At 56.9% G+C, this 25860-nt stretch carries 20 protein-coding genes; 7 read left to right on the plus strand and 13 right to left on the minus strand.

Annotated features, from left to right (window positions below; translation table 11 throughout):
• Positions 1–29 precede the first annotated feature (29 nt).
• Entirely contained in the window at positions 30–1139 is a 1110-nt protein-coding gene (gene apbC, locus H7R58_RS14865; RefSeq protein WP_106929447.1) for an iron-sulfur cluster carrier protein ApbC, read from the minus strand.
• Positions 1140–1276: 137 nt separating this feature from the next.
• On the opposite strand from apbC, the gene metG reads away from it, so the two are divergent.
• Positions 1277–3304, plus strand: a complete 2028-nt coding sequence (gene metG / locus H7R58_RS14870) for a methionine--tRNA ligase (protein WP_182930324.1) — start codon at positions 1277–1279, stop codon at positions 3302–3304.
• A gap of 181 nt (positions 3305–3485) precedes the next feature.
• Positions 3486–3899, plus strand: coding sequence for a DUF1307 domain-containing protein (locus H7R58_RS14875; protein ID WP_182930323.1), 414 nt, complete (start codon positions 3486–3488; stop codon positions 3897–3899).
• A 143-nt stretch (positions 3900–4042) separates the two neighbouring features.
• On the opposite strand, the gene H7R58_RS14880 is transcribed toward H7R58_RS14875, so the two are convergent.
• Genes H7R58_RS14880 through H7R58_RS14890 form a run of 3 tightly spaced genes read right to left on the minus strand, consistent with a single transcriptional unit; the run spans position 4043 to position 6966 of the window.
• Positions 4043–4513: a YehS family protein gene (locus tag H7R58_RS14880; RefSeq protein WP_106929442.1), complete on the minus strand. Its 471-nt coding sequence runs from the start codon at positions 4511–4513 to the stop codon at positions 4043–4045.
• Positions 4514–4564: 51 nt separating this feature from the next.
• The gene (btsR, locus tag H7R58_RS14885) at positions 4565–5284 is read right to left on the minus strand and encodes a two-component system response regulator BtsR (protein ID WP_182930322.1); all 720 of its coding nucleotides are present in this window, start codon (positions 5282–5284) and stop codon (positions 4565–4567) included.
• Positions 5281–6966 (minus strand): sensor histidine kinase, encoded by a 1686-nt coding sequence (locus tag H7R58_RS14890; RefSeq protein WP_106929438.1) that lies wholly within the window; start codon positions 6964–6966, stop codon positions 5281–5283. Before H7R58_RS14890 ends, btsR begins: the two co-directional genes overlap by 4 nt.
• Positions 6967–7176: 210 nt before the next feature.
• Here H7R58_RS14890 and H7R58_RS14895 point away from each other — a divergent pair, with 210 nt between their 5' ends.
• Together H7R58_RS14895 and H7R58_RS14900 are read left to right on the plus strand one after the other, a co-directional pair.
• A complete protein-coding gene (locus tag H7R58_RS14895; protein WP_106929436.1) occupies positions 7177–7896 on the plus strand; it encodes a MerR family transcriptional regulator in 720 nt (239 codons plus the stop codon).
• 59 nt (positions 7897–7955) lie between these two features.
• Positions 7956–8069 carry a protein YohO gene (locus H7R58_RS14900; RefSeq protein ID WP_074398756.1) on the plus strand — a complete coding sequence of 38 codons (114 nt, stop codon included), beginning with the start codon at positions 7956–7958 and terminating at the stop codon, positions 8067–8069.
• Here the strand turns inward: H7R58_RS14900 and H7R58_RS14905 are convergent.
• The 7 genes from H7R58_RS14905 to H7R58_RS14935 form a co-directional block, all read right to left on the minus strand.
• A complete protein-coding gene (locus tag H7R58_RS14905; RefSeq protein ID WP_182930321.1) occupies positions 8044–8781 on the minus strand; it encodes an ABC transporter permease in 738 nt (245 codons plus the stop codon). The genes H7R58_RS14900 and H7R58_RS14905 overlap by 26 nt on opposite strands.
• Positions 8765–9712: an ABC transporter ATP-binding protein gene (locus H7R58_RS14910; RefSeq protein ID WP_106929432.1), complete on the minus strand. Its 948-nt coding sequence runs from the start codon at positions 9710–9712 to the stop codon at positions 8765–8767. Before H7R58_RS14910 ends, H7R58_RS14905 begins: the two co-directional genes overlap by 17 nt.
• Positions 9705–10859, minus strand: a complete 1155-nt coding sequence (locus H7R58_RS14915; RefSeq protein WP_182930320.1) for an ABC transporter permease — start codon at positions 10857–10859, stop codon at positions 9705–9707. The genes H7R58_RS14910 and H7R58_RS14915 overlap by 8 nt, the downstream gene beginning before the upstream one ends.
• Positions 10860–10871: 12 nt before the next feature.
• Positions 10872–11783: a glycine betaine ABC transporter substrate-binding protein OsmF gene (locus H7R58_RS14920; RefSeq protein WP_182930319.1), complete on the minus strand. Its 912-nt coding sequence runs from the start codon at positions 11781–11783 to the stop codon at positions 10872–10874.
• 68 nt (positions 11784–11851) lie between these two features.
• Positions 11852–13087: an MFS transporter gene (locus H7R58_RS14925; protein ID WP_182930318.1), complete on the minus strand. Its 1236-nt coding sequence runs from the start codon at positions 13085–13087 to the stop codon at positions 11852–11854.
• 82 nt (positions 13088–13169) lie between these two features.
• Entirely contained in the window at positions 13170–14732 is a 1563-nt protein-coding gene (locus H7R58_RS14930) for an MFS transporter (protein WP_106929424.1), read from the minus strand.
• Between the two features lie 61 nt (positions 14733–14793).
• Positions 14794–16134 carry a glycoside hydrolase family 28 protein gene (locus H7R58_RS14935; RefSeq protein WP_182934417.1) on the minus strand — a complete coding sequence of 447 codons (1341 nt, stop codon included), beginning with the start codon at positions 16132–16134 and terminating at the stop codon, positions 14794–14796.
• Positions 16135–17178: 1044 nt separating this feature from the next.
• Between H7R58_RS14935 and H7R58_RS14940 the strand changes: the two genes are divergently transcribed.
• Positions 17179–19848, plus strand: a complete 2670-nt coding sequence (locus tag H7R58_RS14940; protein ID WP_182934418.1) for an autotransporter outer membrane beta-barrel domain-containing protein — start codon at positions 17179–17181, stop codon at positions 19846–19848.
• Positions 19849–19941: 93 nt separating this feature from the next.
• On the opposite strand, the gene bglX is transcribed toward H7R58_RS14940, so the two are convergent.
• Complete coding sequence (gene bglX, locus H7R58_RS14945) at positions 19942–22239, minus strand: beta-glucosidase BglX (protein WP_182930314.1); 2298 nt, start codon at positions 22237–22239, stop codon at positions 19942–19944.
• 199 nt (positions 22240–22438) lie between these two features.
• Here bglX and dld point away from each other — a divergent pair, with 199 nt between their 5' ends.
• Together dld and H7R58_RS14955 are read left to right on the plus strand one after the other, a co-directional pair.
• Positions 22439–24160, plus strand: coding sequence for a D-lactate dehydrogenase (gene dld / locus H7R58_RS14950; protein WP_182930313.1), 1722 nt, complete (start codon positions 22439–22441; stop codon positions 24158–24160).
• A gap of 92 nt (positions 24161–24252) precedes the next feature.
• Positions 24253–24807: a GNAT family N-acetyltransferase gene (locus tag H7R58_RS14955; protein ID WP_106924430.1), complete on the plus strand. Its 555-nt coding sequence runs from the start codon at positions 24253–24255 to the stop codon at positions 24805–24807.
• A gap of 7 nt (positions 24808–24814) precedes the next feature.
• Here the strand turns inward: H7R58_RS14955 and pbpG are convergent, their stop codons facing one another.
• Entirely contained in the window at positions 24815–25768 is a 954-nt protein-coding gene (gene pbpG / locus H7R58_RS14960) for a D-alanyl-D-alanine endopeptidase (protein WP_106924429.1), read from the minus strand.
• Positions 25769–25860 lie beyond the last annotated feature (92 nt).

Genomic DNA, 25860 nt, shown 5'->3' on the forward strand with positions numbered 1-25860 from the left:
AGCGGACCGCCGCACGGGAATATCAGTGCTTACACTGCGCGGAAGGCAATTTCGCTCGGGATCACTTCACCCTGCCAGTAAAGCTGCGCCGCAACGCGCCCCGCCAGCTGACGATAGATTTCGGTGAACTCGCTGTCCGGACGCGCGACGACCGTTGGCGTGCCGTTATCGAGGTCTTCACGCAGGTTGATGTGCAGCGGCATCTGGCCAAGCAGCTGAGTATGGTATTTCTCTGCCAGCTTCTCGGCGCCGCCGGTACCAAAGATAGGCTCGTGGTGACCACAGTTGCTGCAAATATGCATGCTCATGTTTTCCACGATGCCCAGCACCGGCACTTCCACCTTCTCAAACATGACGATGCCTTTTTTAGCATCGATCAGCGCGATGTCCTGCGGCGTGGTGACCACAACGGCCCCGGTCACCGGAATGTTCTGCGCCAGCGTCAGTTGGATGTCGCCGGTGCCCGGCGGCATATCGAGCACAAGATAGTCGAGATCCGGCCACATGGTCTCTTGCAGCATCTGCATCAGCGCCTTGCTGGCCATCGGGCCGCGCCACACCATGGCGTTGTCGTCAGTGACCAGATAACCAATGGAGTTGGTGGCCAGGCCATGGGCCATAATCGGCGCCATGTGGGTGCCGTCCGGCGAAGTCGGACGCTGGTTTTCCGCGCCCAGCATGTTCGGGATAGATGGGCCGTAGATGTCGGCATCGAGGATGCCCACTTTCGCCCCTTCCGCGGCCAGCGCCAGCGCCAGGTTCACGGCAGTGGACGATTTTCCCACCCCGCCTTTGCCCGAGCTGACGGCAATAATATTTTTCACGCCGTTAACGCCCGGCTGATTTTTCACGCGCTTCAGCGTGGCGATGCTGTGCGACAGCTTCCAGTCGATGGCTTTCGCCCCGGTCACCCGCAGCAGTTCAGCGCTGGTCTGCTCTTTTAATTCTTCAAAAGCGCTGTGCCAGACAAACGGCATCTGCAGTTCAATGTGCACGGTGTCGTCAAGCCAGGCGACGTGGTGCAGCGCTTTCAGCGTCGTTAAGTTGTGCTTCAGGGTGGGGTGCTGGAAGTTTGCCAGCGTGCCGGCCACCATGGCACGTAGACGTTCAGGTGATTTGGCCTGGGATTCTGAGTTCATCCCGACTCCTTTGTTGTTTTAACATGCTTTCAGTACGCCTAAGTCTACCACAGGTACGGTCAAGCATGTATGGCGCCTCCCCTACCCTTTTGGTAATATCAAAACCCCTTTTTACAACTGAAGAAGTAAAATCCACTATGACTCAAGTCGCGAAGAAAATTCTGGTAACGTGCGCGCTGCCGTACGCCAACGGCTCAATCCACCTCGGCCATATGCTGGAGCACATCCAGGCTGATGTCTGGGTCCGTTACCAGCGAATGCGCGGCCACGAGGTTAACTTCATCTGCGCGGACGACGCCCACGGCACGCCAATCATGCTGAAAGCACAGCAGTTGGGTATTACCCCAGAGCAGATGATTGCCGATATGAGTCAGGAGCATCAGACTGATTTTGCGGGCTTTAACATCAGCTACGACAACTACCACTCGACGCACAGCGACGAGAACCGCGAGCTGTCCGAGCTGATTTACGGCCGCCTGAAAGAGAACGGTTTTATTAAAAACCGCACCATCTCTCAGCTGTACGATCCGGAAAAAGGCATGTTCCTGCCGGACCGTTTCGTCAAAGGCACCTGCCCGAAATGTAAATCACCGGATCAATACGGCGATAACTGCGAAGTATGCGGCGCGACCTACAGCCCGACCGAGCTTATCGAGCCGAAATCAGTCGTCTCTGGCGCGACCCCGGTGATGCGCGAGTCTGAGCACTTCTTCTTTGACCTGCCGTCCTTCAGCGAAATGCTGCAGGCATGGACCCGCAGCGGCGCGCTGCAGGAGCAGGTGGCGAACAAAATGCAGGAATGGTTTGAATCCGGCCTGCAGCAGTGGGATATCTCCCGCGATGCGCCGTACTTCGGTTTTGAAATCCCGAACGCGCCGGGCAAATATTTCTACGTCTGGCTGGACGCGCCGATTGGCTACATGGGCTCCTTCAAGAACCTGTGCGACAAACGCGGCGACACCACCAGCTTCGATGAATACTGGAAGAAAGACTCTACCGCCGAGCTGTATCACTTTATCGGCAAAGATATCGTCTACTTCCACAGCCTGTTCTGGCCTGCCATGCTGGAAGGCAGCAACTTCCGTAAGCCGACCAACCTGTTTGTGCACGGCTACGTGACGGTGAACGGCGCGAAGATGTCCAAGTCTCGCGGCACCTTTATTAAAGCCAGCACCTGGCTCAAACACTTCGATGCCGACAGCCTGCGCTACTACTACACCGCGAAGCTCTCTTCCCGCATCGACGACATCGACCTGAACCTGGAAGATTTCATCCAGCGCGTCAACGCCGATATCGTGAACAAAGTGGTGAACCTGGCTTCCCGTAACGCTGGCTTTATCGCTAAGCGTTTCGACGGTGTGCTGTCCGCTGAACTGGCTGACCCAGAGCTGTACAAAACCTTCACCGACGCGGCAACCAGCATTGGCGAAGCGTGGGACAGCCGTGAATTCGGTAAAGCGATTCGTGAAATCATGGCGCTGGCCGACGTCGCTAACCGCTACGTTGACGAGCAGGCACCGTGGGTTGTCGCTAAACAGGAAGGCCGCGATGCCGACCTGCAGGCTATCTGTACCATGGGCCTGAATATGTTCCGCGTGCTGATGACCTGGCTGAAGCCGGTGCTGCCGGAGCTGGCCGCGCGTACCGAAGCGTTCCTCAACACCGAGCTGAGCTGGGATGCGATCAACGCGCCGCTGGTGGGTCATAAGATCAACACCTTCAAAGCGCTGTATAACCGTATTGAAATGAAACAGGTGGAAGCGCTGGTGGAAGCGTCGAAAGAAGAAGTGAAAGCAGCCCCGGCTACCGGCCCGCTGGCGGATGATCCAATCCAGGAAACCATCACCTTTGATGATTTCGCCAAAGTTGACCTGCGCGTGGCTCTGATTGAAAACGCCGAGTTCGTGGAAGGTTCCGACAAGCTGCTGCGCCTGACGCTGGATCTCGGCGGCGAGAAGCGTAACGTCTTCTCCGGCATCCGCTCTGCTTACCCGGACCCGCAGCCGTTGATTGGCCGCCTGACCGTGATGGTGGCCAACCTGGCACCGCGTAAAATGCGCTTCGGCATCTCGGAAGGGATGGTGATGGCCGCAGGCCCTGGCGGCAAAGATATCTTCCTGTTAAGCCCGGATGACGGTGCGCAACCAGGCCAGCAGGTGAAATAAACTGCATAAAAAAACGCTGCTTCGGCAGCGTTTTTTATTTATGAATTCTGAAAAAATCCACCTTTATGCCTTTTTTGTTCCGCCCCAAATTACCGCAATGTAGTATCTGATATCTCTCAATTCCTCTATTACCGAACACAAAATGCGCACTAAAAATATAATACCGATGGTAACAGCCATCATGATGATACTGACCTGTCTGTGCGGGTGCGACAACACCGAAAAAAAGAAGGTTTTTATAAACAAGATCAATAATGTAGAAATAACCACCACATTTATTTATAAGGGAGATAAAGTACTCAAGCAGATATCAAAAAATAGAATGTATTATTCCGATACCCCGGGTAAGACGAAAGAAGCATTCGAAAAAGACATGAGCCCAATGCAGCAGGAATATCGAAAAATAAAAGGATTAGAGGACGCAATCGTGTATTTCGATACTTATGCTGAAGAGACCGTCACGATGAATATCGATGAGCTCGATTTTGATATGCTGAAGAAAGTAACGGGCATCAGCACAACGGGCACCAGGGGATTAAGCATGAAAAAGACGCAGGAGCAATTTGAAGCATCCGGATTCACAGAAGTAAAATAGGAGCGCGATCGGGTCTTTATGACAACGACCGCAGCACCCGCATTTGTAAAATCGCAGGCCGGATAAGGCACCACCGCCATCCGGCAGCAACGTGCGCCGGAATGCCTGATGGCGCTTCGCTTCTCAGGCCTACGAAGGCGGCGTTATGATTTTACCGCGTGCTCGCGAATCGCCAGACCGCGCAGGAAATAGCGCAGGAACTGGTCGCCGCATTCGCGGAAGTTTTTGTGGTCAGGGGCGCGCATCATGGCGGTGATTTCCGGCATAGAGACGCGGAACTGCTGCTGAGTCAGGATAGCCAGAATATCGTCGGTTTTCAGCGCAAACGCGATACGCAGTTTCTTCAGCATGATGTTGTTGTTAATACGGCGTTCTACCGCCAGCGCCGGCGCAGACTCGTCGCGACCGCGCTTTTCGTAAATCAGGCCGTTCAGGAAGCACGACAGCATAATATCAGGGCACCGTACGAAGCCTTCTTCATCCTCTTTGCGCAGCCACGGCGTCAGCTGTTCAGCGGTGACTTCGGCTTCGCCCAGCGCGAAAATGCGCACCAGATCGTTGTTGTTCATTTTCAGGATGTAGCGGACGCTGCGTAAAATATCGTTACTGACCATAGTGCCTTCGACGGTGGTGATGAAAAAATTTGATGGCTGATTCTACACGAATTACAGCCCCAGCGCCTCTTTCAGGGTCTTTAAATAGCGCCGGCTCACCGGCACCGTCTGCCCGTTGCGCAGCAGCAGTTCGGCCTGGCCGTTGTCTTCCAGACGAATTTCCTTCAGATGCGCCATGTTCACCAGATGCTGGCGATGGCAGCGGATGAGCGGCGTTCGGCTCTCCAGCGTGCGTAGCGTCAGCTCGGTAAACCCTTCTTTTCCTTCGCCGCTGGTGACGTACACCCCGCTCATCCGACTGCTGACAAAGGCCACATCATCCATTTGCAGCAGATAAATGCGGCTATGCCCGGTGCAGGGAATAAACTTCAACGCCTGCTGGCTCTCGCCGAGCAGCGACACATCCTGCGCCGCGCGCTCCTGGCGCAGGCGAGCGAGCGTTTTCTCGAGTCGTTTTTCTTCGATGGGCTTGAGCAAATAGTCAAAGGCATGTTCTTCAAAGGCTTTTACCGCATATTCGTCAAAAGCGGTCAGAAACACGATATAAGGCCGGTGTTCCGGGTCGAGCATCCCAACCATCTCCAGCCCGCTGATGCGCGGCATCTGGATATCCAGGAACAGCACATCCGGGTGCAGCCGGTGTACCGCGCCGATGGCCTCAACCGCGTTGGCACATTCGCCGACAATCTCCAGATCCTGCTGGGTTTGCAGCAGCACGCGCAGGTTCTCCCGCGCCAGCGGTTCATCATCGACAATCAGCACTTTAATCATGCACTCTCCTCCAGAGGTAACCGCAGGGTAACACGGGTAAAACGGTCCGGCTCGCAGGCCACCGAAATGCCGCACTCGTCGCCAAAGCGCATTTTCAGCCGCTTATCAACCAGACTCATGCCCAGCCCGCTGGACTGTGCGTTGGGCAGATACAGCCCGGCATTATCTTCAATCTCCAGCACCAGATGCTGCCCCTGCTGGCTCGCGCGCAGGGTAATTTCCCCCACGTCCATCAGTTGCGAAGTCCCGTGCTTAATGGCGTTCTCGACGATCGGTTGCAGGGTGAAGGCCGGAAGCTGGTGGTGGGCCAGCGCATCAGGAATCGCCAGGTGCACCTGCAGCCGCGACTGAAAACGCGCTTTTTCAATTTGCAGGTAGGCGTTCACATGCTCAATCTCGTCGGCCAGGGTGACAATTTCCGACGGCCGTTTGAGGTTCTTGCGAAAAAAGGTCGACAGATACTGCACCAGTTGGCTGGCCTGTTCGCTGTCACGGCGAATCACCGCCTTCAGCGTATTCAGGGCGTTAAACAGAAAATGCGGATTGACCTGCGCGTGCAGCAGTTTAATTTCCGATTGTGTCAGCAGTGCTTTCTGCCGCTCGTACTGCCCGGCCAGAATCTGCGCCGACAGCAGTTGGGCAATGCCTTCGCCAAGGGTTCGGTTGATGGAGCTGAACAGCCGATTTTTGGCTTCATACAGCTTAATGGTGCCGATGACCCGCTGATTCTCGCCGCGCAGCGGGATCACCAGCGTCGAGCCAAGCTTACAGTTGGGGTGAATCGAGCAGCGGTACGGCACTTCGTTACCGTCGGCGTACACCACCTCGCCGGTTTCAATCGTTTTCTGCGTATAGCGCGAGGAAATCGGCTTGCCGGGCAGATGGTGATCTTCACCAATGCCGGTAAAGGCGAGCAGCTTTTCACGATCGGTGATCGCCACCGCACCGATATCCAGCTCCTGGATCAGCACCTGCGCCACCTTCATGCTGTTTTCTTCGTTAAACCCTTTACGCAAAATACCCTCGGTAGAGGCCGCCAGCTTCAGGGCGGTTGCGGAAAACGCCGACGTATATTTTTCAAACATCGCCCGTTTATCCAACAGGATGCGCATAAACAGCGCCGCGCCCACGGTATTCGTCACCATCATCGGGGCGGCGATACTTTGCACCAGGTGTAGCGCATCCTCAAACGGGCGCGCAATCAGCAGGATGATAAGCATCTGCACCAGCTCGGCCACCAGGGTAATCGCCCCCGCCGTTAACGGGCTGAAAACCTTATCCGGGCGGCCGCGACGAATGAGAAAACTGTGCACCAGCCCACCCAGCAGCCCCTCGACCATCGTCGAAATCATACAGCTGAGCGCCGTCATCCCGCCCATCGAATAGCGATGCAGACCGCCGGTCAGCCCGACCAGCCCACCGACCACCGGGCCGCCGAGCAGGCCGCCCATGACCGCGCCAATGGCACGCGTGTTGGCGATAGAGTCTTCGATATGGAGGCCGAAATAGGTACCGAGAATACAAAAAATCGAGAACGTGACGTAACACAGCAGCTTGTGCGGCAGGCGGACGGTGACCTGCATCAGGGGAATAAATAGCCGCGTTTTGCTCATCAGCCAGGCGATGACCAGGAAAACGCACATCTGCTGAAGCAGCAGCAACACCAGATTAAACTCGTACATACCCAAACACCACAGCTGAAATAAAACTGCGTAACATACACATACTCGGCATAACTTTCTTTGAAACCTGGCAAAAAAAGTGCAAAAAAAGCGACCGATCACATTTTATCCACTTTCCATCGCCGAAAAGTGAATAAAAAACGACCGCTGCAGGTCACGACGGCAAACCCCGTCTAAAGTTAAATGGGGGACCGCATGCCGGAGGACAAGATGGCGCTTTACACAATTGGCGAAGTGGCTCAGCTTTGTGATATCAACCCGGTTACGCTGCGCGCCTGGCAGCGACGCTACGCGCTCTTAAAGCCGCAGCGCACGGACGGCGGCCATCGCCTGTTTAACGACGACGATATCGACCGCATTCGCGAGATCCAGCGCTGGATTGAAACCGGCGTTCAGGTAAGCAAGGTGAAAAGTCTGCTCAGCGAACCGGCCGACGGCTGGCGAGAGCAGCAGGAGACGGCGCTGCGCGACCTGCGTAATGGCAATCTCCAGCACCTGCGTCAGTGGGTTAAGGATCTGCGTCGAAGCCACGGTGCCCGCACGCTGGTCGATAACCTCTTTACCCCGCTGCGCCAGCGCCTGCAAAGCGCGCAATTAACGCTCCCCACCCTACTTGGCCTGCTCGACGGTGTGCTGATCAATGATATTGCGCTGAGCCTTGCTTCCGCGCGGCGAAAATCCGGGCCGCAGGCGCTGGTGGTGGGCTGGAATATCACCGACGTTACCCGACTGTGGCTGGAAGGCTGGGTTGCCTGTGAACAAGGCTGGCGCGTTGACGTGCTGGCGCATCCGCTGGCGCAGATCCAGCCTGAACTGTTCCCTGGACAGACGCTGTTAATCTGGTGCGGCGCAGCCCCCAGCGCCCATCAGCAGCAGCAGTTGGCGCGCTGGCAGGAAGACGGCGTGGCCTTCGCACTTCCTGCCAATTAATCGTTCGTTAACAGCTGCGCTTCGCGGTATAATCTTTTGGTTAACAAAAGGAGTACACAATGAAGTCAGCTAAATTTGCCGCGATCGTTCTTTTCGCCCTGATGGCTATCAGCGGTATCGGTGGCGTGATGCTCGCCGGCTATTCGTTTATTGTGCGCGGCGGTGTCGGCTGAGACGCAGACTTATCCGCTCAAAGACGCGGTCGACGATAATCGCCGCCAGCGCCACCAGCATTGCCCCCTGAATCACATAGGCCGTGTTAAACCCACTCAGGCCGATGATTATCGGTGTGCCTAACGTATTGGCCCCTACCGTTGATGCAATGGTTGCGGTACCGATATTGACGATAACCGAAGTTCGTATTCCCGCGACGATCACCGGTGCCGCCAACGGCAGTTCTACCTGACGCAGACGCTGACCGCCCGTCATCCCGATGCCTTCTGCGACGCGCTGTGCGCCAGCTGGCACGGCCGCCAGCCCGGCCAGCGTGCCTTGCAGAACCGGTAAAATACCATAGAGCGTTAGCGCCACGATTGCCGGCTTCTCGCCAAATCCCATCACCGGTACCGCCAGCGCCAGCACGGCCACGGGGGGAAAGGTTTGCCCCATCGCCGCCAGCGTTTCCACCAGCGGGCGAAACTCACGACCGGCCGGTCGGGTCACCAGTATGCCAGCGCTGACGCCTACCCCAATCGCCATCAGACTGGAGAGCAGAACCAGTTCGCCATGCGCCAGCGTCAGCGCCAGAAAACTGGCCTGCTGATAGAGCGGACGCGGCTGCTCGGGAAACAGCGAATGCAGCAGCGGCTCGCTGTACGGCAGACCGAGCAACAAACCGATAAACAGCGCCATCAGCCACAGCAGGGGATCACGAAACGCGCGCATCGGCCGACTCCTCGCGCAAAAGATCGGCAAAATGCAGCGCGCCGTAAGACTCCCCCGCCGCATTACTGACCGGCAACACCGTACGCCGCTGGACCATAAAGCCCGACAGCGCATCGCGCAGCGAGAGCGAATCGGCAATCGCCTCTCCCTGAGCGCGTTCACCGTGGCGCACATAGTCTGCCACCTGGCGTAATGACAGCAGGCGGACGCCCAGTTCGCTGCGGCCAAAAAAGGTGCGTACAAACGCATTGCCCGGCGCGCCGAGCATCTGCAGCGGCGTCCCCTGCTGCACCACCTCGCCACCATCCAGCAGGATCAGGTTATCCGCCAGGCGCAGCGCTTCATCAATATCGTGCGTGACCAGCACAATGGTGCGCCCAAACAGTTGGTGAATACGGCGCATCTCTTGCTGTAGGGCGCTGCGGGTGACCGGATCGAGCGCGCCGAATGGTTCATCCATCAGCAGCACGTCCGGATCGCCGGCCAGCGCCCGCGCGACGCCGACGCGCTGTTGTTGGCCGCCGGACAGCTGATGCGGATAGCGGGCTCGCAGCGCGACGTCGAGCCCGAGCAGCGCCATCAGTTCGTCGATACGCGCGTTTATCCTTGCCTGCGGCCATTTCAACAGCTGCGGAACGGTAGCGATGTTCTGCGCCACCGTCCAGTGCGGGAACAGGCCAATCGACTGAATGGCGTACCCCATGCGGCGGCGCAGCGCCAGCAGCGGCTGCTGACGGATGTCCTGACCGGCGAAACGGATCGTCCCGCTGTCCGGTTCGACCAGCCGGTTAATCATCTTCAGCAGCGTCGATTTCCCCGAACCCGAGGTACCAATCAGCACAGAGAACGCGCCTTCCTCCAGCCGCAGGGTCAGATCCTTCACGGCCGGATGCTCGCCGAACGTTTTATTTACCTGCGAAAATTCAATCACCGGCTTCTCCTTGTAGTAGGGTCGCCGCCAGGTTCAGCAACGCGTCGATGACCACGGCCAGAGCGACGACCGGGATGACGCCCAGCAGCACCAGATCCAGCGCGCTACTGAGCAGCCCCTGGAACACCAGCGCACCGAAACCGCCCGCACCGATCAGCGCCGCCACTACCGCCATCCCCACCGTTTGTACCACGACCACCCGCAGGCTGCGCAGTAGCACCGGCAGCGCCAGCGGCAACTGCACACGCAGGAAGGTTTGCCCGCGGCTCATCCCCATCGCGGCGGCGCTTTCCAGCACCTGCGGCGAGACCTGCTGCATCCCAGCCACCACGCCACGCACCAGCGGCAGCAGCGCATACAGCACCAACGCAATCAGCGCAGGCGTGAGCCCGGTGCCCGCGATACCCAGCGTCGCCAGCCACGGGAAACGCTGCACCAATCCGGCCAGCGGCGCGATCAGCACGCCAAACAGCGCCACGGAGGGAATGGTTTGAATGATATTGAGTAGCGTGAAGACGCCAGACTGCCGACGCGGGTTCCGCCAGCACATCAGGCCCAACGGCACGCCAATCAGCAGCGCGGGCAACAGCGTGCCCCACAGCAGCGTGAGGTGCTGGTATAGCGCATCGTTAAAGGTTTCCCGGCGGTTGGCGTATTCTTTCAGCAGCGACAGCCCGTCCAGCGCCCCGCTCCACAACAGCCAGCACGGCAGCAGCCACAGCTGTACATTCAGCAGCCAGCGCCACGGCACGCGGGGCGTCAGGCGACGAATAGCTTCGCTGCAGATGAGCAATATCAGCAATAGCCCTAGCCACAGCCCGCTGCCCGGCGAAGTCCGCGCCAGCGCGCCGCCATTTTGCGCCAGACGCTCGGCCGCTGCCCCCGCCGTCCACAGCAGCAGCGTAAAGCAGGTCTGCCCCAGCAAAAGAATCAACAGGCTGGAAAGACGTCCGGGAAGCCAGCAGAGGACCCAGAAAGCCAGCGGTACCGCCAGCAGGAACAGCGGCGAGAATGACCAGATTTGCCACAGCCACAGGCCGTTGCCCGACACCAGCCGGTTCGGGGCAAAATTGGCAAACGGCAGCGCGGCGGCGGCCAGCAGCATCAGCGTCAGCAGCGCCACCACGCGATGAGAACAACGAGACATGAGAATAACCGGTTACTTCACCCAGCCTTTTTCCTTCAGATAGCCTGCCGCAACGCTTTTGGCATCCAGCCCTTCTACCGCAATTTTCGCATTCAGCGTTTGCAGGGTTTTCTCATCCAGGCTGGCAAACACCGGCTGAAGCCATTTCGCCATATCCGGGTTGGCGTTGAGTACCGCCTCACGTACCACCGGCGTAGGCGCGTAGATCGGCTGCACGCCTTTCGGATCGCTGAGCGTTTGTAGCCCCAGCGCCGCCACCGGGCCGTCGGTACCGTAGGCCATCGCCGCGTTAACGCCGGAGGTTTGCTGAGCAGCCGCTTTGAGGGTTACCGCCGTATCGCCGCCCGCCAGCGACAGCAGCTGATTCTGATTCAGCTTAAAATCATAGGCTTTTTCAAACGCGGGCAGCGCGTCCGGACGCTCGATAAACTCCGCCGAGGCTGCCAGCTTGAAGCTGCCTCCCGCCTTCAGGTAGCGGCTCAGGTCGGCCAGTGAGGTGAGCTTATTTTTGTCCGCCACGTCCTGGCGAACGGCCAGGGTCCAGGTGTTATTCGCGGGGGCCGGCGTCAGCCAGATAAGATGGTTTTTCTCGGCGTCGAGCGTTTTCACCTTCTCGTACCCGGCCTGGGCATTTTTCCATGCCGGGTCGTTTTCATCTTTGAAGAAGAAAGCGCCGTTGCCGGTGTATTCCGGGTAGATATCCAGCTCGCCGGAGGTTACCGCTCCCCGCACGACCGGCGTGGTGCCGAGCTGAATTTTATTCACGGTTTTGACGCCGTGGCTTTCCAGGACCTGCAAAATTAAGTTGCCCAGCAGCGCGCCTTCGGTATCAATTTTTGATCCGACCTTCACCGGCTCGGCGGCCAGTGACGGCAGACTTACCGCCGCCAGCAGCGCCAGCGTCCATCCCCTTGCAATCGTCATACGCGTTCCTCTTATTTGCGCTCAATTAACAGGCGCTTAAGCAAAAAGCGTAGACGAAAATAGAACATTCAGCCCTGTTCCGGCATTTTTAACGGCAGGGTGAGTAAGCTGGCGGCAAAATACAGCAGCGCAATCACCCATAGCGTTCCTTCCACACCGAGCGGGTTAACGCACAGCGTAACAATAAGCGGGCCGACAAAATTGCTGAGGCCGGATCCAAGATTCAGGCAGGAAATAGCCGCGCCCTTATTTTCCGGCAACAGTGACGGAATCAGTGCGCTGAGGGGGCCAAATGCGCCCAGACCGATAGCGTAAATCGCCAGCGCGGCGATCAACGCCGTGCTGCTGTGGCCAAACAGCACCGGCGCGTAGCACACCGCCAACGCCGCCAGCCCGCATAGCGTACCGGCAAACCACACCACCGTGTTACGCCAGCCGATGGTATCGCCCAGCCAGCCGAAGAAGTAGTTGGCGAAGATGTTGACCACGTTGACCAGGCCCCAGATGGTCAGCCACTCTTCAATGCTAAAGCCAAAGCGCGGCAGATACACCGGCATCAGGATCACCAGCGAAAATTTGCCAATATCGTTGATGGTTTTTACGACCACCGCGAGGCGCATTTTCGGTTCGCGCACCAGCACCACGATACCTTCCACCAGCGCCTGTCCCACCGCCTGTCCTTGCTGCCACTGGGGCTTGTCACGGTTGAGGATCAGCGCGCAGCCGCAGCCTGCCAGCACGAACACAAAGCCTGACAGCAGCGTGGTAGTCTCGCCTAATCGGGGGATCATAAAGCCGGAGAACCACGGCCCGACGATGGTCATACCAACGCCAAAGGCTATCCAGAACCAGGAAACGGCGCGCCCGAGAATACGGCTTTCACAGCGCTGGTTAATCCACACCAGAAACGAATAAGCAAACAGCGGATAGGCCATACCGCGCACCGCGTAGCTCACCATCATCAGCGGGTAGTTGCCGTCGGGCAGTGCGACGAAAATAAACGGCAGCGAGCCCACGAAATAAAGCAGCGTTGCCAGCCACATCAGACGGCGTACGCCCAGCACGCCTGCGCCAATGCCGGAAAACCAGGAGACGGCCGCCACGCACAGGCCAAAAACGGAAGACAGCAGGCTGATGTGCACCGCATCAAGACCACGCTGCTGTAGCAACGATGCCAGCCAGCTCTGTTCGATAGTGGCTCCGGTGATAAACAGGAAAACGCCGACGAACCCCCATACCAGCTCGCGCGGCAGACCCAGGCGCGCCCAGACTCCCTGTTGAATATATAAACTTTGATCGGTCATGTCCGTTACTCAAAAAACGTCCCGGCCGAAGCCGGGCAAGTCCTCTTATTTTCCCCAGCGGTGCCGCACCGCCGGGGCGCGGTTATGCGTTTTTCAACTGCGCGGATTGCTGCTGTTTCTCCCGCAGCAGGCTGCGGTTAACGTGGCCCACGGTGTTATCACCCCAGCAGTGGTCATACGGCATCCCGGTCAGGCTTTCGATGACCGCTTTGGTCTCTGCGGTGACGGTCGCTTTGCTGCCGCCCTGTTTCAGGCGCGCCACTTCCTCGTTCAACACCGCATGGGTGCGGCTGTTGACCTTAAACTGGAAGGCGGACCAGATGCCCCACAGCGTCAGCGCGACCGGCAGAATAATCATGATGCCGAGGATCATGTTGATTGCCGACTGCGGCTGACTGCTGTGGCCGGTAATAAAGCCGGACATTTGCAGCGCCACGCCCACCAGGAAAATGGACAGCGCCTGTGACGCTTTACGCAGCAGGCTCATAAAGCCCGCGAAGATACCTTCACGACGGTTACAGGTCAGAATTTCATCCACGTCGGCAACGAAGGTGTAGTTGTTCCATGGAATGGAGTAGATACCGCCGCGCGCCAGACCGGCTACGCCCGCCGCCAGATACAGCAGCGCCATACTGGTGGAGCCGTAGAGGTAGGTCACGGCGAACAGTACAAAGGCCACCAGCGCCATCAGCGCCTGGGTGGCGAACGCGCGGGACGGCGAATAGCGCAGCGTCAGCCAGGTGGCGACGCCCACGCCAAAGAATTGCAGGCCGTTGATGACGCTCAGCAGGTTACTGGCCACCACCGACGAGGTTGCCAGAGCAAAGACCACGAAGTAGGTAAAGACCGAGTTGAAAATATCCTGCGCGACCGAGCCGCCCAGGTACATCCCCAGATGCGAACGGAAGGTTTTAATCTTCAGCGTAGAAACAAAGTCGTAATAGATATCGAACAGGCGTTTACCCAGCGGCTGCTTCTCTTCGCTGGCGACGCTGCGTTCGCTCTGCTCGATTTCCTCAAGAGAACGCTCCCAGGTGCCGAAGTACACGAAGAACAGCACCACCATAAAGGCAACGGTGAAAATCGCCCCGGCGTAGAAGAACGAGATAGCGGAGTCAGAGCCGAAGTACGCCAGCAGACGCCCCGGCAGGAACGCAGCGGTAAAGCCGGCGAACTGGGCGATATACATGCGCGCGCTGGTCAGCTTCGAACGTTTGGTGAAATCGTTGGTCATCTCCGCCGACAGCGTGTCGTAAGGGATTAAAATCATCGAGTAGACAATTTCGAACAGAATATAGACCAGCAGGTACATCCAGTAGTTGAATCCCTGCACCCACAGCAGGCTATAAACCGCGACCAGCGGAATACTCAACAGCAGAAAGAAGCGGCGACGGCCAAAGCGGCGACCGAGGCGCGTTTTATGGAAGTTATCGGAAATATACCCCATGCATGGGCACATGATGACATCAACAATACGCGCCACCGCAAACAGTGAGCCAGCTTCAATCGGCGTCAGGCCGCAGAAGGTGGTCAGGAAGAACAGCAGCCAGGCGCTCACCAGCGTAAACGCGCCCGAGCCGATAACATCCGCAAGGCCATAGCAGATGTAGTTGTGGAGTTTTATCTCCCGCACTTTTTTTATCATTTTCCATCCCCTTGAACAGTACAAAACGGCGAGGCCAGGGCCACGCCGTCATCAAATAGACTCAGGCGTCGGCGTTGTCCTGCACGATGGCGTGCGTGTTCCAGCCAGCGGGCAGCGGCTCAGGTCGACGAATGCGCAGATCGATCAGCGTCAGTTCGTCTACGCCGCGGGCGTACACCGCCGGTAGCCCTCCCGGATAGCGCTCAACGCCCCAGGCGCGCCCGGTTTGCGGATTGACGCGATAGGCGTTATCCAGCCCCATGCCGGTTGGGCTTGCCGGGTTGCACGGCGGGCGAATGTCGTAGCACCCCTGTTCGTCAGACGGCCCGGACAGCTGGTGCAAGGCCAGTCCGTTAAAGGTGACGCGGCGAATCTCCCCTGCCGTTTCGCTGTGCAGGTTGATAGCGCCTTCGCTCGCGCCGGAAAGCTGGTTGAAGGTGATGTCTTCGATGCTGCCCGGAGGAACCTGCGGGTCACGATGGCGCACAGAGATAAACACCGGATCGGCTTTTCCCCAGTGGCACGGGTGGCCGTGGCGACAGTCAAAAAGGATGTTGCTGAAGATCATCTGGCTGAAACGGCCGCCGTCGCGGGAAACGAGGCCAATGCCGCGATTGGACTCAAAGATGGAGCAGTTATGCACGGCGATATGGCTGATATCGGCAAAGGTTTCAGTGCCAATTTTGATGGCGCAGCTTTTTGAGCGGATCAGGCAGTTGCTGACCACCACGTGGCGAGTCGGCTGCTGTAGCGCCGCCGGTTTGCGGGTGGTTTTAATGCAGATACCGTCGTCGGCGGCGCTGAAATAGCTGTCGCTGATATGCACGTGCTGGCAGCTGTCGATATCCAGCGCGTCGGTGTTCGACAGCGCCAGATCGTTATCAATCGTCAGGTTCTGAATGAATACCTGATTGCAGCTCACCAGGTGCGCTGTCCACATCGGCGAATCGCTGAGGGTGATATCGCGAATACGCACCTGCTGGCAGCCTTCCAGGACCAGCATGCGCGGGCGCTGGGTTTTCGGCTGGCGATAGCCCTGGGCATCGGCACGGGTAGCGAACCAGGCGTCAGCCCCGCCGTCCAGGCAACCTTCACCGCTGAGGGTTATATGGTGGCGATCGCGCGCATAAATCAGCGCCATGCGCGACAGTTCGGCCACCGTCTGGGTTAACGCCGCCGGATAGTCTGCGTCGTTCGGGCTCGCCAGCAGCCGCGCGCCGGCTTCAAGGTGCAGAGTAAAGTTGGACGGCAAAACAAGCGTGCCGGTCAGCCAATCGCCCGGCGATACCACCAGCGTGCCGCCGCCCGCGCGGTCGATTTCATCAATCAGCTGCTGCAGTTGGGCGGTGAGCGGCGTTTTACCGCTGCGATCGAGTGAGGTGTTATGCAGTGAAATCTTCATGTGGCTACCTGCGAATGTTGAGATAGCTGCATTTAACGCGGATTCCACGCCTCTCTCGTGGAGCAGAAGCGGGCTTTTTTACGTATTAGTGAATGGTGTCACGGCGGATATGGCGGCTTCGGACGGGTTTTGAACCCGCGCACAAAACGTGGTGGCCCGGGTTTAGCGATAAGTGAAGTTCGTCACAGAACACGCGACATCAGGGGCGATAAACGGGCCGTTTCGCGCAGACTTCGCCACAGCAGAAAGAAAATGGTGACAGGGAGCACAAAATGGCGCGAAATCGGGCGTTGGGGGATTGCCCCTCACCCTGAGCCTCTCTCGGGGACCAGGGTGTGCGGTGTGTTCGCACACGCTCCGAGGCGCGCCCGCAGAATGCTCAGGGCAAACAGCGATCGTTCCAACGATAACCCCACCAGCAAAAAGAACCTAACGAGAATATGAATAACACCGGCCAGGCTATCGCAAATGAAATCGCAGTATATTATTTTCAAAAAGCCTTGCCGGTTATACGCCATAAAGCAACGCTGAAAATACGAGCCCCCCGGATAGCAGGAATACCCTTACCGATACATGAGAAGTATTTTCAATAATCATAAAGCCATATGACACTCGCAGTCGCAGAGCGCTCCTCCGAATGAATTATGCAATAAAACCCACAGAAAAACATTATTCTCAATGGTTGTCGTAAAAATCCTAACAACGCTTTTAGTAAAACGCATTTTTACTTTTATTACATTGTTTTATAAGCATTTTTAATAAAAACAAAAACACACCAGAATTGATAAAAATATATTATTGAGAAAAATACAAATAATATAAATAGACTTAAAAATGCATCAATTTACTCGCCGCCGTCACTCGTTGACACCCCCTGACATTGGCTGTATACATTGCTTCAAAGGAACTCATTACTCATTGTTGTAATACCAACAGATATTTATCCATTAAATAGCTGTGGGGCTGGCTTTGGTTCTCATTAATTCATCGGCAATTAATTATCTATCAACCAACAGTCAGCGTCTTTAAGGAAGAGGTGCGCAGATGAACAACACAAAGAGATACATCGATAAAAAAACTTTTTTTAAAAGGACCACGTTGAGCATTGCTGTTGCTCTCATCTCAGTAGGAAGCCACATTCCTGTTGCTTATTCTGACTCAGTACTGGATTACGATAACGTCCTTTACTATTACGGTGGCTCAACAGCGTTGGGCGCTTATGATACCGTGAATATTACCACCACAGCGTCTGGAGGCACCTCACCACTAGCGGGATTTGGCGCTTATCTGCAGACTAATGGCGCAAATACCTACTTGCTAAACAACGTTACGATTAGCACCACTGGGTCAGCCGCCGATGCGATCAGGGGCAACAGTGAAGCCATATACTTCAGGGCCAAAAACCTCACCATTACCACCACGGGTTCATCCGCCGACGGGATAAACGTCGCGTCTGATTTTAACAATAATTATGACTCTCTGGTTTATGTGACAGAGTCGGCCAACATTTCGGTGAAAGATGGCGTCGCCGTCAGAGCCAATAACTTCCAGAACGCCGGGGCAAACAGCATTATTATCCTGGCGGGCAGTAATGTCATTAAGGTGACAGGCACCGGCAGCGCATCTAACACTAGCGACAGCAAAGGTTATGCCGTCTATGCCGGTAACCGAAATACGGATACTAACGGCATCGGTATTATGGATATTCTTAAGGGAAAAAATAATAACACCTTAGGAAACTCCTACGTCTTCATCGGCAAGAACTCTGAAATATCCACGGCGACTAGCGCGGGCCATGCCGTCTATGCCAACAAAGGTGGGCTGATCCAGTTAGGCGATGGTGTCGATATTTCGACTACCGGTGCCAACGCTTACGCCATTTATGCTTCCACCGAACAGCAGGGTACTTATACCGATAACGTACGCCCAGGTAGCGTCTACCTGGAGGGCGGTGCAAAACTGAGAGCCGCCAACAGCGCCAATGTTATCCAGGCCAAAGGGGTGGGTTCCATTATTTCCAGCCAATCCCTTGCGGTGCCGGTCATCGCTGATGATTACAACAGATTGGATAGGCTCAATATCGACAGAACCGCCCTGTCTGACACCGAAGGGGTTTTTGATATTGAAGGCAATATTGACGCCACCAGCGGCGGCACGGTTGCGCTGAATATGTCTGATACCTCCCGTTTTTTAGGCTCTTCCAGCGTCGATGCGGCATCAACGGTTAATCTCAACATCATGGGTAGCGACAGTCTGTGGACAATGACGAAGGATTCAACGTTAACCAACCTGACGCTGGATAGCGCCACGCTGCTATTCCAGGCGCCGGGCAGCGGCGATCCCTTAACACCGAAAACGCTCACCGTGTACGGTAACTATGTAGGTAACGGCGGGCTGCTGGTGCTCAACACGGTGCTGGGGGATGATAATTCCTTAACCGATAAGCTGATCGTACAGGGAGATACCTCCGGGACGACTCGGGTGGCCATCAATAACGCCGGCGGTAGCGGTGATAAAACCATTACAGGGATTGAAGTGATTCACGTCGATGGCCTCTCTGACGGCGAGTTTGTGCAGTCCGGGCGTATTGTTGCCGGGAGTTATGACTACGCCCTGCAGCGTGGAGAGGGAACGCAGTCCGCTAACTGGTATCTGCTTAATGCCGCGGCCCCGATCGTTGAGCCAGAGCCGACCCCCGACCCCGCTGCGGAAGTTCCCATCGTCAACCCGGAACAGCCCACCATGCGTCCGGAAAGCGGAGCCTATATTGCCAACCTCGCAGCCGCTAACTCGATGTTTAACACCCGCCTGCACGATCGTTTGGGCGATACCCAGTACATCGACCGGTTGACCGGTGAAGAGAAAGTCACCAGCATGTGGCTGCGAAACATTGGCGGTCACACCCGCTTTAAAGATTCCAGCGGCCAGTCGAGTACCCAAAGTAACCGCTATGTCCTGCAGCTTGGCGGGGATATTGCGCAGTGGAGCACCAACGGGCTGGATCGCTGGCATCTGGGGTTGATGGCAGGCTACGGCAACAGTCAGAGCAATACCCGCTCTAACGTCACCCGTTATCACTCCCGTGGGCAGGTGACCGGCTATAGCGTCGGGCTTTATGGAACCTGGTACGCGAATGAAGCCGACAAAACCGGAACCTACGTGGATACCTGGTTCCTCTATAACTGGTTTAATAACAAAGTCTATGGGCAACAGCTCGCCACGGAGAAGTACGACTCTGATGGGATCACCGCGTCCATCGAAGGCGGCTACAGCTACCTGATGGGCGAACGTAGCGACGGCCGCTCGACCTACTGGATCCAGCCTAAAGCACAGTTAACATGGATGGACGTGCAGGCCGATACCCACACCGAAGCCAACGGCACGCGGGTGAAAGGTAAAAACGACGGTAATCTGCAAACGCGTCTCGGCGTAAAAGCCTTTATTAAAGGGCATAACGCCATTGACGACGGCAAGAACCGCGAGTTTCAGCCCTTTGTTGAAGCCAACTGGATTTATAACAGCCAGTCGTATGGCGTCGCAATGAATGGCGTCTATAACTACCAGGCCGGGACGCGCAACATTGGCGAACTGAAGGCTGGGGTCGAAGGGCAACTGGGGAATAATTTGCATATCTGGGGCAACGTTGCCCAGCAGATCGGGGATAAAGGCTACAGCGATACACAAGGTATGTTAGGTATCAAATACGCTTTCTAAGCACGCCAGATGACGCTCATCGGTCGCCCCCCCGATGAGCGGTCGCTGAACTTCTCCGCCTCCGCGGAGAAGTTCACGACATCAAGATCACGCTTACAACAGCTCGAACTCACCCTGCTTAACGCGCGCAGAATCCACGCCAATAAAGACATTGAACTTGCCCGGCTCAGCGGCGTACTTCATCTGCTGGTTCCAGAACTTCAGCGCCTCTACGTCAATCGGGAAGCTCACGGTCTGGGTCTCACCCGGCTTGAGGGTCACCTTCTCAAAGCCCTTCAGCTGTTTCACCGGGCGGCTCATTGACGCCGTCACATCCTGCAGATACAGCTGAATCACCGTCGCCCCTTCGCGCTTGCCGGTGTTGGTCACCTGCACGCTGGCGGTGACCCGGCCGTCCGGCTTCATGCTCGGCGCGGACATTTTCACGTCAGAAACCGAGAAGGTGGTGTAGCTCAGACCGTAACCAAACGGATACAGCGGGCCGTTGGCTTCGTCAAAGTAACGCGAGGTGTACTTGTTCGGCTTGTCGGCATTGTACGGACGCCCGGTGTTGAGGTGGCTGTAGTACTGCGGAATCTGCCCCACGGAGCGCGGGAACGACATCGGCAGTTTACCGGAGGGGTTGTAGTCGCCAAACAGCACGTCGGCAATGGCATTACCGCCTTCGGTACCGGCGAACCAGGTTTCCAGAATGGCGTCAGCCTGGCGGTCCTCATTCACCAGCGTCAGCGGGCGACCGTTCATCAGCACCAGCACCAGCGGCTTGCCGGTAGCTTTCAGCGCGGCTATCAGATCCTGCTGGCTTTTCGGAATCGAGATTTCAGTGCGGCTGGACGCTTCATGGGCCATGCCCTGCGCTTCCCCCACCACCGCAACCACCACATCAGATTGTTTGGCGGCGTTGACCGCTTCGTCAATCATCGCCTGCGGCGAACGTGGGTCGACCTTCACCGCTTCTTCATACAGATTCAGGAAGTCGATGATGCCTTTGTCGGCGGTGACGTTTGCGCCTTTGGCGTACAGCACTTTGCCTTCGCCGCCCATCACATTTTTAATGCCGCTCAGCACGGTCACCGACTGACCGGCGACGCCGGCGGCAGACCAGCTCCCCATCACGTCACGCTGGCTGTCGGCCAACGGGCCAACCACCGCGACGGTAGCGTTTTTCTTCAGCGGCAGAGTGTCCAGACGGTTTTTCAGCAGCACCAGGCTCTGGCGCGCCACCTCACGGGCCTCGGCGCGATGCAAACGGCTTTCGGCGTTGGTATCCTGCGGGTCTGAGTCTTTTGGCCCTAAGTGGCTGTAGGGGTCGTTAAACAGCCCCATATCATATTTCACGTTCAGCACATGCCGCGTGGCGTCGTCGAGCTCGGCCATCGTCACTTTGCCCGCCTTCACCAGCCCCGGCAGGTACTTGCTGTAGTACTCGTCGCTCATGCTCATATCAATGCCGGCCTTCAGCGCCACGCGTACGGCATCTTCCGGGTCGGCGGCAACGCCATGTTTAATCAGCTCTTTAATCGCCCCGTGATCGGAGACCGTGATGCCTTTAAAGCCCCACTGGTCGCGCAGCACGTCTTTCAGCAGCCAGGCATCGGAGGTGGCCGGGGTGCCGTTCAGCGAGTTTAAGCCGATCATCACCGCGCCGCTGCCCGCATCCAGCCCCGCTTTATACGGCGGCATATAGTCGTTGAACAGACGCTGCGGGCTCATATCGACGGTGTTGTACTCCTTACCGCCTTCCACCGCGCCATAGGCGGCGAAGTGTTTAACGCTGGTCATCACCGAATAGCGATCTGCGGGACTTTTCCCCTGCATCGCTTCCACCATGGTTTCACCCATGATGGAGGTTAAATAGGTATCTTCACCGAATCCTTCTGAGGCGCGGCCCCAGCGCGGATCGCGCGAGACATCAACCATCGGCGCCCAGGTCATGTTCAGGCCATCGTCGGCGGCTTCATAGGCCGACACGCGACCGACGGTTTTCACCGCATCAAGGTTAAACGTTGAGGCCAGGCCGAGGCTAATCGGGAAGACGGTGCGCTGGCCGTGCACCACATCGTAGGCAAAGAACAGCGGGATCTTCAGGCGGCTGAGCGACATCACCTGATCCTGCATCGCACGGATATCCTGACGGGTGACGGTATTGAAAATCGCCCCTACCTGGCCGTCTTTAATCATGTCGCGGATAGCCTCTTTCGGGTTATCCGGCCCGACGCTAATCAGGCGCAGCTGACCGATTTTTTCATCGACCGTCATTTTTTTCAGCAGCTCGGTCACAAACGCGTCCCGCGCCTGCGGCGTCAACGGATGGTTGCCGAACAGATCCTCCGCCAGAGCGGGTTGTAGCGCCAGGCTCACGGCGACGCCAACAGAAAATAACCATTTCATATTTTTGTAGTCTCTTTTATCCATGCCGGGTAGAGCGGCTGAGAGTCGATGAAAAACCGCAGTTTGCCATAAAGTTAAAGGAGCGGGGTAAAGAAAGCCAAGGTTATTCTCTGATTTTTAGAAACATTCACTCCCCCAATGATCATACAAAGCGCTATTCTTAGAGACGACAAATTTGCCCCACCACAAGGAGTGGAAAATGGCTGCTCAAACCACAACCGATAATAATGCCCTGATTAACGAACTCTCCCGTCTGGTTGGTCACGCTCACCTGCTGACCGACCCGGCGAAAACCGCCCGCTATCGCAAGGGCTTCCGCTCCGGCAACGGCGAAGCGCTGGCCGTGGTCTTCCCCGGTTCGCTGCTGGAACTGTGGCGGGTGCTGAACGCCTGCGTCAATGCGGATAAAATTATTCTGATGCAGGCTGCTAACACCGGTCTGACCGAAGGTTCAACGCCTAGCGGCAACGACTACGATCGCGATATCGTGATTATCAGCACCCTGCGTCTCGATAAGCTGCACCTGCTGGACAAAGGCGAGCAGGTGCTGGCATGGCCGGGCACCACGCTCTATTCGCTGGAAAAAGCGCTCAAACCGTTGGGCCGCGAGCCGCACTCGGTCATTGGTTCTTCCTGCATCGGGGCGTCGGTCATCGGCGGGATCTGCAACAACTCTGGCGGTTCTCTGGTCCAACGCGGCCCGGCCTATACCGAGATGTCGCTGTTTGCCCGCATTGACGAAAACGGCAAGCTGACGCTGGTTAACCATCTGGGTATCGATCTGGGCACAACGCCAGAGCAGATCCTCAGTAAGCTTGATGACGATCGCGTGAAGGACAGCGATGTACAGCACGACGGACGCCACGCTCACGATCACGACTACGTCAACCGCGTACGCGACGTCAACGCCGATACACCGGCACGCTATAATGCCGATCCGGACCGTCTGTTTGAGTCTTCCGGGTGTGCGGGCAAGCTGGCGGTTTTCGCCGCGCGTCTTGATACCTTCCCGGCAGAAAAACGCCAGCAGGTATTCTACATTGGCACCAACCAGCCGGATGTGCTGACCGAAATCCGCCGTCATATTCTCGCCGAGTTTAACAACCTGCCGGTGGCGGGCGAGTATATGCACCGCGATATCTACGATATTGCTGAGCAGTACGGCAAAGACACCTTCCTGATGATTGATAAGCTCGGCACCGACAAAATGCCGTTCTTCTTCACCCTGAAAGGCCGTACCGATGCCATGCTGGAAAAAGTGTCGCTGTTCAAACCGCACTTTACCGACCGCTTTATGCAGAAGCTGGGCCACGCGTTCCCGGCGCACCTGCCGGAGCGCATGAAAACCTGGCGCGATAAGTACGAACATCATCTGCTGCTGAAAATGTCGGGCGACGGCATTGATGAAGCCAAGGCATGGCTGGTGGAATACTTTAAACAGGCCGAAGGTGATTTCTTCGTTTGTACGCCGGAAGAAGGCAGTAAAGCGTTCCTGCACCGCTTCGCCGCGGCAGGCGCGGCTATTCGCTACCAGGCGGTGCACGCCGACGACGTTGAGGATATCCTGGCGCTGGATATCGCGCTGCGTCGTAACGACACCGAGTGGTTTGAGCATTTACCGCCGGAGATCGATAGCCAACTGGTGCATAAGCTCTACTACGGCCACTTTATGTGCCACGTTTTCCATCAGGATTATATTGTCAAAAAAGGCGTCGATGCCCACGCGCTAAAAGAACAAATGCTGGCACTGCTGCGCGAGCGCGGCGCACAGTATCCGGCGGAGCATAACGTTGGCCATCTGTACGAAGCCGATGACAATCTCAAACGCCACTATCGCGAAAACGATCCGACCAATAGTATGAACCCGGGGATCGGTAAAACCAGCAAGTTGAAAAACTGGGGCGAAAAAACCAACGCATGATGTGAGGTAGCTCGAAACCTGTAGGCCGGATAAGCGCAGCGCTTATCCGGCCTGCGGTCCGGGCAACACGGTTAACCATAAGGAATTCAATGATGTCTACGCTTGATGTCACCTGCAACGCCGATATTGAAATCCGCAACGCGCAGGCCGACGATGTTCAGGCTATTGCCGCGCTGTATGCCTGGCACGTCCTCAATGGGCGCGCCTCATTTGAAGAAGTCCCGCCGTCCATCGATGAAATGCAGCAGCGGATGCTGCATATCCAGGAGCAGGGGCTTCCCTGGCTGGTGGCGCTCTATCGCGGTGAAATTGTCGGCTACTGCTATGCCAGCCCCTACCGCCCTCGCCCGGCCTATCGCTACACGCTGGAAGAGTCTATCTACATTGATACCAGCATGACCGCCCACGGTATCGGTAGCCGCCTACTCGCGGCGCTGATTGCAGTATGCGAACAGGGCCCGTGGCGGCAAATGCTGGCGGTGATCGGCGACGGCAATAACAATACCGGCTCGCTGCGCCTGCATAAAAAACACGGTTTTGAAGTGGTCGGTCAGCTGCGAAGCGTCGGCTACAAGATGGGGGACTGGCGGGATACGGTTATTATGCAACGCCCACTCAACGATGGTGACTGGACGTTGCCGGAATAAAGAGAACTTAATCGTCCTGGGTGGTCTGCCCGCTACGCTGGGCTTTCGCGATGTCGCCTTCCACCTGGGCCTCTTTCTGCTTTTTATAGCTCAGGGCCGCGGCCGGTACCGGCATCACCTTCCCGGTTTCAACCCAGGTACGCAGACGGCTGGCGTCGGCAAAGTGGGTATATTTGCCGAACGCATCCATCACCACCATCGCCACCGGGCGCTTGTTCATGACGGTGCGCATCACCAGGCAGTGGCCTGCCGCATTAGTAAAGCCGGTTTTCGTCAGCTGGATGCTCCAGTTATCGCGATACACCAGATGGTTGGTGTTGCGGAACGGCAGCGTATAGGCAGGACGAGCAAAGGTGGCGGTGTCTTCTTTCGTCGTGCTCAGTTGACCAATCAGCGGATACTGTTTGGTGGCAATCAGCAGCTTCGTCAGATCGCGCGCGGTGGAGACGTTATGAATCGACAACCCCGTCGGCTCAACGTAGCGGGTGCGGGTCATACCCAGCGCCTTCGCTTTGGCATTCATGGCGCGGATAAACGCATCATAGCCGCCCGGATAATGGTGCGCGAGGCTCGCGGCGGCGCGGTTCTCAGAGGACATCAGCGCCAGCAGCAGCATATTTTTACGGCTAATCTGGCTGTTGAGGCGCACGCGGGAGTAGATCCCTTTCATCTCCGGCGTGTGGCTGATATCGACAGTCAGCATTTCATCCAGCGGCAGGTGTGCGTCCAGCACCACCATCGCCGTCATCAGCTTGGTGATTGACGCCATCGGTCGCACCAGATCGGGCTGGTTGGCATAAATGACTTTATTCGTTTCAAGATCGACAATCATCGCGCTACCGGAGGCAATTTCCGGCTGCGAAGCCACGGCGGAGACGGCGGTTTTAGCACTCGCCTGAGGCGCAAAGGGCACAGCCAGCACGAAAGCGAGGCTGAGCAGGGAAACGCGAAATTTCTGCATGGTGAGTATTCTGGTGGTTATTTATGCACATTATGATAGACAGCCGCTTCGCCCTAAACGATTGCGAAGCGGAACAGCCCATCATAGCGCGG

The organism is Klebsiella sp. WP4-W18-ESBL-05 (assembly GCF_014169075.1).
Lineage (GTDB): Bacteria > Pseudomonadota > Gammaproteobacteria > Enterobacterales > Enterobacteriaceae > Kluyvera > Kluyvera ascorbata_B.